A 9,170-nucleotide genomic window follows, 5' to 3' on the forward strand; every position below is an offset into this window, starting at 1 on the left:
AATGGAGCTTAAGCCCGGAAGGATCGGGCAGAGCAACCGCGGCGCCGTCAGCATCGGCAGGCCGCAGACTTCGCACCCCATTACCTTTCCTGCCCCCAGGAACGGGCTCGTAACGACGGCCGACATGGCCTCGCAACAGCCGGGGTCCGCCACTGTCCTTCGCAATTTCCTCCCGACGCTCGTCGGTTGCCGCATTCGCGGCGGCTCGCAGAAACGCGGGCGCGCGGCCGACGGCGGCACGATCCGTAGTGCCTTCAAGTACAAGTACGGTTCGTTCGAGAAGCTGTTCATGGCGACGGATACGGCAATCTACGACATGACATCGCCAGCCGCACCGCCGGCAATGACTGCGGCCACCGTCGAGGGACTTTCCGGTGGCGACTGGTGCACCTTCCAGCACACCAATGCGGGGACCTCGTTTCTGATCTGCCTCAACGGCGCAGATCCGCGCCGGGTGTACAACGGCAGCGCCTGGCTGACGACGCCGACGATCACCTTTGCCGACACGACGACGATGGCGCAGCTGAATTACGGCTGGCTGTTCAAGAACCGACAGTTCCTTCTGAAGAACGCAACGCTCGATGCCTATTATCTGCCGGTCAATTCGATCGGCGGCGCCGCCCAACTGTTTCCCCTGGGCGGAGTGATGAAGAAGGGCGGCTCGTTGCTGACGGGTTTTTCCTGGTCGCTCGAAAGCGGAGACGGGCTTTCCGATCTCTGCGTATTCGTCTCGACGGAGGGCGAGGTGGCCGTCTATGCCGGATCGGACCCCGGCGACGCCAACAGCTTTGCCTTGAAAGGCGTTTACCAGATTGGTCGCCCGCTCGGCAAGAATGCCTGGATCCGCGCGGGCGGCGATATCCTGATCGCCACCAGCGATGGGCTGACGCCGATCTCACAGGTGTTCCAGCGCGATCGCCAGGCGCTGAGCCAGGTGTCGATTTCGAGACCGATCGAGGACGATTGGCGCCGGGCGGCGAATGCGACCGGGGCAGGCTGGGTGGTGAAACAGTGGCCGGAACAGAACCTCGTCTTCATTGCCTTTCCTGCCAACAGCGTCGTTATCGACACGACCTTCGTGCTCAACGTGCTGAGTGGCCGCTGGTCGACGATCAGCAACTGGGAGGCAAGCTGCTATGAGACCTTGCAAGGTGGGCTGTTCTTCGGTTCGACCGCCGGGTTTTGCTGGCAAGGCGACACGACTGGTACCGATGACGGGCTTGCCTTTACCGCCGCCTATCTCTCCCAGTTTACGCCGGCGACGCAATTTGGGCAGCGCGCACGGGCGACGCTCGCTCACATGTTTTTCCGGGCGAAAAGCAAGCCGAAGGTGCGGCTCTTTGCCCGCGCCGACTTCGACAGGACGATCCCGCCTTCCGACCAGGTCACGGTCGGCAATGCGGCTGCGTCGGAATGGGATGTCGGCCTGTGGGACAAGGCGGTGTGGGATGCTCTGACACAGCAGCTTCGCTACAGCTTTCGCCAGAATGTGCGGGCGGCAGGCGACATGCTGGCCGTCGGTTGCGCCATCACCTCGGGGGGCGAGATGAAGCTTGACCTTGAGGTGGACCTTTCGACATTGCAGGTGGAAGCCGGGGAGGCGAGCGCATGAGGATCACCTGGGGCGGCGCCGCTGACCCCACGGCGAACCGGGCGATCGCCGAATTCGTGGCCAGCCGGATTGCCGGCTGCGAACGCGGCTTTGCCGATTTCACCACCATGGGCGTGCTCCAAGACGACGTGCTTGTCGCTGGCGTTGTGTTTCACAACTATGCGCCGGAAGCGGGCGTCATCGAGCTTTCGGCGGCTTCGACCAGCAAACGCTGGCTGGCGCGGCCGGTGCTCCGGGCGATGTTCGGCTATCCTTTCGATGAGATCGGCTGCCAGATGGTGGTTCTAAGGGTTTCCGAGCGCAATAGCGGCATGATCGCGATCGCCGGACGCTTCGGTTTTTCGCCGCACCGAATTCCCCGCCTTCGCGGGCGGGCCGAGGCAGAAATCATCTTCACACTCACAGACAACGACTGGCGGAACCATCCCGCCAACCAGAGGTAGGCACCATGGGAAAACCCAAAGCTCCGAAGCCGCCGGATCCGCGCGAAACCGCGTCGGCGCAGACCGCGACCAACATCGGAACCGCAATTGCCAATGGGACGCTCGGCAACATCAACCAGGTAACGCCCGACGGGAGCCTGACTTACTCCCAGACGGGTTCGACGAAGTGGACCGATCCGCTGAACGGCAAGGCCTACGACTTGCCGACCTGGACGGCGACGCAGAAACTCTCGCCTGCGCAGCAGGCCATCAAGGACCAGACCGACGCTGCCGAGAAGAATATGGCGACGCTCGCCAACAACCAGTCGGCGCGGTTGAACGATCTTCTCGGGCGGCCGATCGACCTTTCCGGCGCGCCGGCCGCCGGCAACCCCGGCGCCATCAACCTGCCGCAGTATCAGCAATATGGCCCAGGCCCGACGTTGCAGACGACGCTGTCGAACACCGGGAGTGTTCAAGGGGCCGTTGCGAACGCCGGTGCGATACAGGCGTCGCTCGGCAATGCTGGCGAGGTCAAGCGAAACTACGAGACCAACTTCGACACCAAGCGCTACGAAGATGCGTTGATGGCGCGCATGAACCCGCAACTCGACCGGGACCGCGCAGCCCTGGAGACGCAGCTTTCCAACCAGGGATTGCAGCCGGGCTCGGAAGCCTATAACCGGGCGATCGACCAGGCGAACCGACAGGCGAACGACGCCCGCTTCGGGGCGATCCTCAATGCGGGGCAGGAGCAATCCCGAGTTGTCGGTCTGGCGCAGCAGGCCGCCTCCTTCGAGAATGCGGCACAACAGCAGGCCTACGGCCAGATGCTGCAGAGCGGCCAGTTCGCCAACCAGGCGCAGAACCAGCAGTACACCCAGAACGCCAACAACATGCAACTGGCGAATGCCGCGCAGCAGCAGAACTTCAACCAGGCGCTCGCCGCTGCCGGATTCAGCAACGACGCCCTGCAGCAGATGCACCAGAACAACCAATCGGCGGCGGCCGCCAACAATACGTTGAAGGACCAGACCTTCAACGCCCAGCAGGCACAGCTTGCGGCACAGAATGCGGCGCGGACGCAATATCTCAACGAGATGTATGCCCAGCGCAACCAGCCGATAAACGAGATCTCGAGCCTGCTTTCCGGCGCCCAGGTGAGCAGTCCGAACTTCGTACCGACGCAAGGGCAGAGGATTGAGGCACCGGATTACATGGGAATGGTGCAAAACAATTATCGGGGGCAACTCGAAGCGCATCAAGCGCGGCAGCAGGCCGCAAGCGGTGCGCTGAGCAAGATGTTGGGAATGCTGCCTTTCGGAAAGACGGATTCGGACCGCCGCCTGAAGAAGGACATTGCAAAAGTGGGTAAGCTCGATGGGCATTCGCTCTACGAATACCGCTACAAGAGCGAGCCCGGGCACGGCCCGAAACATATCGGCGTCATGGCGCAGGAAGTGGAAAAGACCCGCCCCGACGTCGTCAGCCGCGACCCCGACGGCATGCGTCGCGTCGACTACGGCCGGCTCTTTGCCGCAGGGCGCAAGACGCGGTAGCCGCCGACTGAACGCCCTCGAGACGAAACAACCTCAATAGCTGAAGCGCCCCGGCGTCTGGTTCAGTCCAACGCCGAGCGCTCGCTGGACGCTTTCATGGAGAAATCCCATGCCCAGAACTGGCGGCGTTTATTCGCCTCCCGCCGGCACCAAAGGCGTGCCGAACACGACCATTCAGAGCGTGCCCTACAACACGCTGATCGAAGATCTCACCGCCGACGCCAACGCGCCGCGCCCCGTGACCGCTGGCGGGACGGGCGCAACCTCGGCAAGCGCTGCGCGCACCGCGCTCGGCGTGGAGATTGGGACGAACGTGCAGGCCTATGATGCAGGCTTGCAGTCTATCGCAGGCCAAACAACCGTTGCCAACCAGATCCTCTACACGACCGCGACCGACGTCTATGCGACGACGGCGCTAACACCGTTCGCCAGGACTATCCTCGACGATGCGGACGCGGCGACGATGAGGGCGACGCTTGGACTTGCGAGCATCGCAGCGTCGGGGTCTGCGAACGACCTGGTAACCGGGACGATCGCGGACGCTCGTCTGCCGACCTCGCTATCAGGAAAAACTTTTACATCAGCGGTAACCGCAGCCAGCCTGCTTACCACCGCCGCCAACCAGGGCATCGAGCTTGGGCCAGCGGGGATAGCAAATACACCGTTCATCGACTTCCATTCGTCTGGCGCAAACACTGACTACGACGCTCGTATTTTGGCATCTGGAGGTTCGGGCGCCACTGGAAACGGAGCCCTAACATACACCTCCCATGGAGGTCACAATTTCCAAGGGCTTGCTGTTTTCAACAGCACCGGAACATTTGGCGGTACGCTCGCCGGAAACCAAGTGATCACTACCAATGGCGAGTTTATCGCCAAGGCGAGCGGTGATCGTCTTCTGTGGTTCCGCACGCCCACTGACGTGAACCGAGGTCTGGTTTACCATCAGAATTCTACCGGCTCCCTTCGCCTGTCGCTGTTCAATACATCGGGCGTGTTTTCTCAGGAGCTTGGTGTTTATGAGGATGGCCGGAGTATTTGGTCCGGTCACGTCATGCGTGTCGGTGGCGCCGCCGCTTCTGGTGAGTTCCAGATATTTACCAATGACACCACTGACAGCTACCGCATGATTGGTGATAATGGAGGCGGTCTCTTCATCCAGAAATCCAACGACCGCTTTGGCACGAATGCCACCACACTCATGTCGTGGAATGCGGCAGGTGAAACCGATTTCTTCAGCACGATCTACTGCAATGCCGTTGTCACCAAGAACAATGGCAACGGCCTCAACGTCAAGATCGGCGACGACGCTTGGGTCGGCGATTTGAATGCCTCAAACTCGATTCGGGTTTGGGGGCAACAGGCTGGTAATGCGGGTTGGATTAGGTTCGGTGGCGCACTGAATGGTTTCGGCGTCGATGCGGGATCTCCCGATGTCATCCGCTATGCCGGGTGGTTGCTGCAAACTGACGGTAACCAGTACATGCCGTGGGCGGGGCTCTTCCTTCATCAGCTTTTTGAGCAAAAGGCGGGCATTTATACCGGTTCCAACCGCGACGAAACAAACTTCCCAATCGGGCATGTCATCCTGGTCGAAACGGGCAACGCTGACGTCAAAGAGCGGAACTCTGCCCATGCGATTTATCTCAATTCCAGTTACGGCTACGGCTTTGGCGGGGCTGGGGCGCAACTTGCTGGTACTTGGCGTGCTCGAGGCGGCTACGATTCGCCTGGGTCGGGTGCATGGACCTATAGCTTCGTGAGGACGGCATGATGTCATCGATGTCTTTGAATACGGTTTACGCCGTTCGAGCCACTCAAGAAGCCGACGTCTACAACATCCGTTGTAACATCACGGACTATCTGGGCGTGTCTTGTGACACCGAATACTGCAGTCGTCCCGATGATACTGTCGGCATCAACCCCGTGATCCGTCAGTGGTTGCGTGACAATCCCGACGTTCAGATCGAGGCGTATACGCCCCCCGAGCCGCTGACAGAAGATGCGTTGCGGCAACGCATGCCAAGTCTGACTGCCCGCCAGCTCCGCCTAGGGCTGGTGAATGCCAACGTCTCACCTTCGACCGTGACCGCGACGATCGCCGTGATGCCGACTGGTCCGGATCGGGACAAGGCGCAGATCGAGTGGGAATATGCGACCACGTTCAAACGCACGCATCCGCTGATCGCGACCGTTGGGACCGCTCTTGGTCTTTCTGATGCCGAGATCGACGCCCTGTGGGCGGCCGCGGCCGCGCTGTAAGCGACTAATCTCCAAAAGGTGAATCATGAACAGAGCAGCGTTTCACGCGGCCCTGCGCGATACCGCGTCGGGTATTTTCAGGGCCTATTCTACGACGCAATTCGACAGCCTGGAGGCAATCGTTCTGGAGGCACGCCGGCGTTCGGTGAGCCTCTGCCATCTGGCCGCAGTCCTCGCGGAGGTCCATCATGAAACCGGTGGCACGATGCGGCCGCTCGAGGAGAACCTGAACTACTCGGCAAGGCGGCTCACGCAGGTCTGGCCAGCCCGGTTTCCGACACTTGCGAGCGCCGAGCCCTATGCGGGCAATCCGCGCAAGCTTGCGAACCGGGTTTATGGTGGCCGGCTCGGCAATGTCGAAGGCGACGACGGCTGGGCCTTTCGCGGCCGAGGGCTGGCGCAAATCACCGGTCGCGCGAACTATGGCAAATTTGGCCTCGTGGAGACGCCGGATCGAGCCTGTGATCCGGCAACGGCCATTCGCATCCTGTTCGACGGAATGATGCAGGGGCTCTTTACCGGCAAGCGGCTGACCGACTTCGACGCGGTCGATAGCCGTTCGGCGTCGCCGTCCGACTATCGTTACGCCGCATCGCGCGCGATCATCAATGGTGACGTTAGGCAGAACGGCCCCACGATCGAGGCCTATGGCCGCGCCTTCGAGACGGCGTTGCGCAAGGCCGGATATGGCCGTGACCGTGTGGCGGAGGCGGCCGATCCTGCCGTCGTTGTGGTCCTGCGGCCCGAGGCGGCCGAAAGGACGCGCGACGCGGAAGGTGCGAAGGCTTCTCAGACGGCCAAAATCAATTGTATCCGCCGCCTTGTCGAGGCTGTTGCCGCGTTTCTTGCGCGGTGGACGAAATGAGCGCTGTCGTCATCCGTATCCTGCTGCGCTATGGCGCGGGGCTGCTTGTGGCCAAAGGGCTGCTGGCGCCGGAAGCCGGGCTGGTACTTGCCGAAGATCCGGATGTGCAGGTGCTGATGCAGGTGGGTTTTGGTCTTTGCGCGGGCCTTGTCTCCGAGTGCTGGTACGTGCTGGCACGGCGCCTTGGCTGGGCGAAATGATGATTGCCTGGCCCAAGTTGCTCATCGGCGGTCTTCTCCTCGCCGCTCTTGTCTGGCTCATCCATGAAATCCGCGAGGACGGCGCCCGATCCTACGCCAATGCCATCGAAAGGCAGAACAATGACGCTCAGAGCCGCGCTCGCGAGAGGCGCCTTGATTACGATTCCTGCCTTGATGCTGGCAGGTTGTGGGACTTCGCGTCCGGCCAGTGTTCCGGGCCTGCGGGGCGTGGTCGGAACTGACCTTGTCGGCGCCCGAGGGGCCTCGCCGGCCGATCAGCGTCGGATCGACCGGACGGTCGTCGGCCTTTGTGCCGCAGATATCTGGACGAAGGCCGAATGTGCGAAGCACGGGGAAAACGATCATGTCGCCGGCTGAAATCGACATCGTCGTCCATCGCCAGTTGGGGGAACTGGTCGCAGGCATGCGCGGCCTGCAGGAATCCATTCATCGGATCGAGGATGGCGCCAGGCGAGCGGAAGACAAGTCGGCCGCCAGCCAAGCCAACGTTCACCGGCGCATGGATCAACTCGCCGAGCGGGTCAACGAACTCGAGGCGTCGGCCTCCGCGATCGGCGCCGAAATCTCCGACATGAAGCCGGTGACCGATGACGTCAGGCGATGGAAGCTTATGGGCATCGGTGCGCTTGGGGTGACCGGCATCGCCGCGATGGCCCTTGGCGTCAGCTTCGCCGAAGCGATCCGGCGGATCGTGTTCGTAATCGCCGGCAGGGCCTAGAAGGCCGGAGTAACTGATCCTGGCCGATCGATCAAAGCGCCGCGCACCCGAAAGGGTGCGCGGTGCTTTTTGCGTTTGGTGCTCCGGGGCGGCCCTGCCGGACGATGATCACACGGCGGGTATTGGATTTGCCGACGCGCCCAATGCGCGTCCACTCTCCGAAACCGAGAAGCGAAGGCGGTACTCCTTCGGTGACAGACCCAGGATCTTGCGGAAGATCTTTCGGTAGGCGTTGGTGTCGTCATAGCCGCTCTGCCAGGCGACCTGCTCGATCGAGAGATGCGAGCGCTCCAGCAGATCGCGCGACTTGGCGATCCGCAGCCGCTGGCAGTATTCCGTCGGGTTGAAGCCGGTCGCCTTCTGGAAACGGCGCAGGAAGGTGCGATCGCCCAGCCCGGCGCGCTCTGCCATCATCTGCAGCGTCACGCCCTTGGTGTTGGTGCCGTGCAGCCAGTGCTGGATTTTCAGGATGACCGTGTCGCCATGGTCGAGCTTGGGCGCAAAGACGCTGTAGTAGCTCTGCTCCCGCGCGCCGGGGTCGATGATCATGTAGCGCGCCGTTGCCAGCATGACGTCTGTCCCCAAAAACCGGTCGACGAGTTTCAGCCCGAGATCGATCCAGGCCATCATGCCGCCGGCGGTGATGATGTCGCCCTCATCGATCAGCAGCCTGTCGGTGTCGACGCGGATGTCGCCATAGCGCCCGGCGATCAGGTCCTGGTGCGACCAATGGGTGGTGATGGTGCGGCCAGCGGCGAGGCCGGATTCGGCCAGCAGATAGGCTCCGCCGCAGACGGAGCAGATGGTGGTGCCGCGTTGATGCTGCTCGCGCACGAAGGCGGGCAGGGCGCCGATGCGGTCGCCGACGGGCAGGTCGGAGAGTGTGGGCGGCAGGATCAGCGCCACGAGGCCTGAGGAGGCACGTTCGTGGGAGTCGCGCGACTTGGCCACCGAGCCATCTTCCTGAAGCTTCCAATGGCTGATGCGGATCTGCGGCGCATCCCTCCCGCTTTGCTCAATCGACTGCATGCTCGCGACCTGGAACATGTCGGTCAGTCCGTGGATCGCCGACATCAAGGCACGGGGGTAGACGACGATACCGATTTCCGCCGGTTCGCTTGTCGTTCGTTTTGTCACTTCTGCCCCCATCGTTGTCAGCTTTGCCGGTCGAGAGGTTAGGCGCGCCGATTTATCAATTCAACCATCGCTTCCACGGAACGGAAGCAGGGCAACAGAGATCAAAAAGGTGAGGACCATGACGCAGGCAAAAGCAGTTTCCGCAAGCGTTTCCAATGGCATTTCGCGTCGCAACGTTCTGTCGGCAGCCTTCGGCGCCGCCGCCACCGCGGCCGCGGTCAATGCCGTGAACACGCCGGCCAAGGCCGCATCCACCACCGCATCAGCCGCCGGCGCGTCCGGCACTGAGGGAACAAGCAGCATGGGCAGCCGCATCATCACCCGCGATGGCGTCGAGATCTATTACAAGGACTGGGGGCGCAAGGACGGTCCGG

10 protein-coding genes and 1 pseudogene are annotated in these 9,170 nt (G+C 62.1%); 10 read left to right on the forward strand and 1 reads right to left on the reverse strand.

Features of this window, described 5'->3' with window-relative positions; all coding sequences use genetic code 11:
• The first annotated feature begins 1 nt into the window (after position 1).
• The 9 genes from C1A35_RS06050 (at position 2) to C1A35_RS06095 (ending at position 7,659) form a co-directional block, all read left to right on the forward strand.
• Entirely contained in the window at positions 2-1,612 is a 1,611-nt protein-coding gene (locus C1A35_RS06050) for a hypothetical protein (protein WP_440271500.1), read from the forward strand.
• Positions 1,609-2,055, forward strand: coding sequence for a GNAT family N-acetyltransferase (locus tag C1A35_RS06055; RefSeq protein WP_104663403.1), 447 nt, complete (start codon positions 1,609-1,611; stop codon positions 2,053-2,055). The genes C1A35_RS06050 and C1A35_RS06055 overlap by 4 nt, the downstream gene beginning before the upstream one ends.
• A 5-nt stretch (positions 2,056-2,060) precedes the next feature.
• Positions 2,061-3,593: a tail fiber domain-containing protein gene (locus tag C1A35_RS06060; protein WP_104663404.1), complete on the forward strand. Its 1,533-nt coding sequence runs from the start codon at positions 2,061-2,063 to the stop codon at positions 3,591-3,593.
• Between the two features lie 109 nt (positions 3,594-3,702).
• Positions 3,703-5,367 carry a hypothetical protein gene (locus tag C1A35_RS36625; protein WP_234822776.1) on the forward strand — a complete coding sequence of 555 codons (1,665 nt, stop codon included), beginning with the start codon at positions 3,703-3,705 and terminating at the stop codon, positions 5,365-5,367.
• On the forward strand, positions 5,364-5,855 hold the full coding sequence (locus C1A35_RS06070) for a hypothetical protein (protein ID WP_104663405.1): 492 nt from the start codon (positions 5,364-5,366) through the stop codon (positions 5,853-5,855). The genes C1A35_RS36625 and C1A35_RS06070 overlap by 4 nt, the downstream gene beginning before the upstream one ends.
• Positions 5,856-5,880: 25 nt before the next feature.
• The gene (locus C1A35_RS06075; RefSeq protein ID WP_104663406.1) at positions 5,881-6,720 is read left to right on the forward strand and encodes a hypothetical protein; all 840 of its coding nucleotides are present in this window, start codon (positions 5,881-5,883) and stop codon (positions 6,718-6,720) included.
• On the forward strand, positions 6,717-6,920 hold the full coding sequence (locus C1A35_RS06080; RefSeq protein WP_104663407.1) for a hypothetical protein: 204 nt from the start codon (positions 6,717-6,719) through the stop codon (positions 6,918-6,920). Before C1A35_RS06075 ends, C1A35_RS06080 begins: the two co-directional genes overlap by 4 nt.
• A gap of 120 nt (positions 6,921-7,040) precedes the next feature.
• Complete coding sequence (locus C1A35_RS36630; RefSeq protein WP_104663408.1) at positions 7,041-7,298, forward strand: hypothetical protein; 258 nt, start codon at positions 7,041-7,043, stop codon at positions 7,296-7,298.
• The gene (locus tag C1A35_RS06095) at positions 7,285-7,659 is read left to right on the forward strand and encodes a DUF1515 family protein (RefSeq protein WP_104663409.1); all 375 of its coding nucleotides are present in this window, start codon (positions 7,285-7,287) and stop codon (positions 7,657-7,659) included. Before C1A35_RS36630 ends, C1A35_RS06095 begins: the two co-directional genes overlap by 14 nt.
• A gap of 108 nt (positions 7,660-7,767) precedes the next feature.
• Here C1A35_RS06095 and C1A35_RS06100 read toward each other — a convergent pair whose 3' ends face one another.
• Positions 7,768-8,796, reverse strand: coding sequence for a GlxA family transcriptional regulator (locus C1A35_RS06100; protein WP_234822778.1), 1,029 nt, complete (start codon positions 8,794-8,796; stop codon positions 7,768-7,770).
• A 118-nt stretch (positions 8,797-8,914) separates the two neighbouring features.
• Here C1A35_RS06100 and C1A35_RS06105 point away from each other — a divergent pair.
• Positions 8,915-9,170: pseudogene (locus C1A35_RS06105) on the forward strand (alpha/beta fold hydrolase); the annotation flags it as partial.

This window comes from Ensifer adhaerens, assembly GCF_002940685.1.
Lineage (GTDB): Bacteria > Pseudomonadota > Alphaproteobacteria > Rhizobiales > Rhizobiaceae > Ensifer > Ensifer adhaerens_E.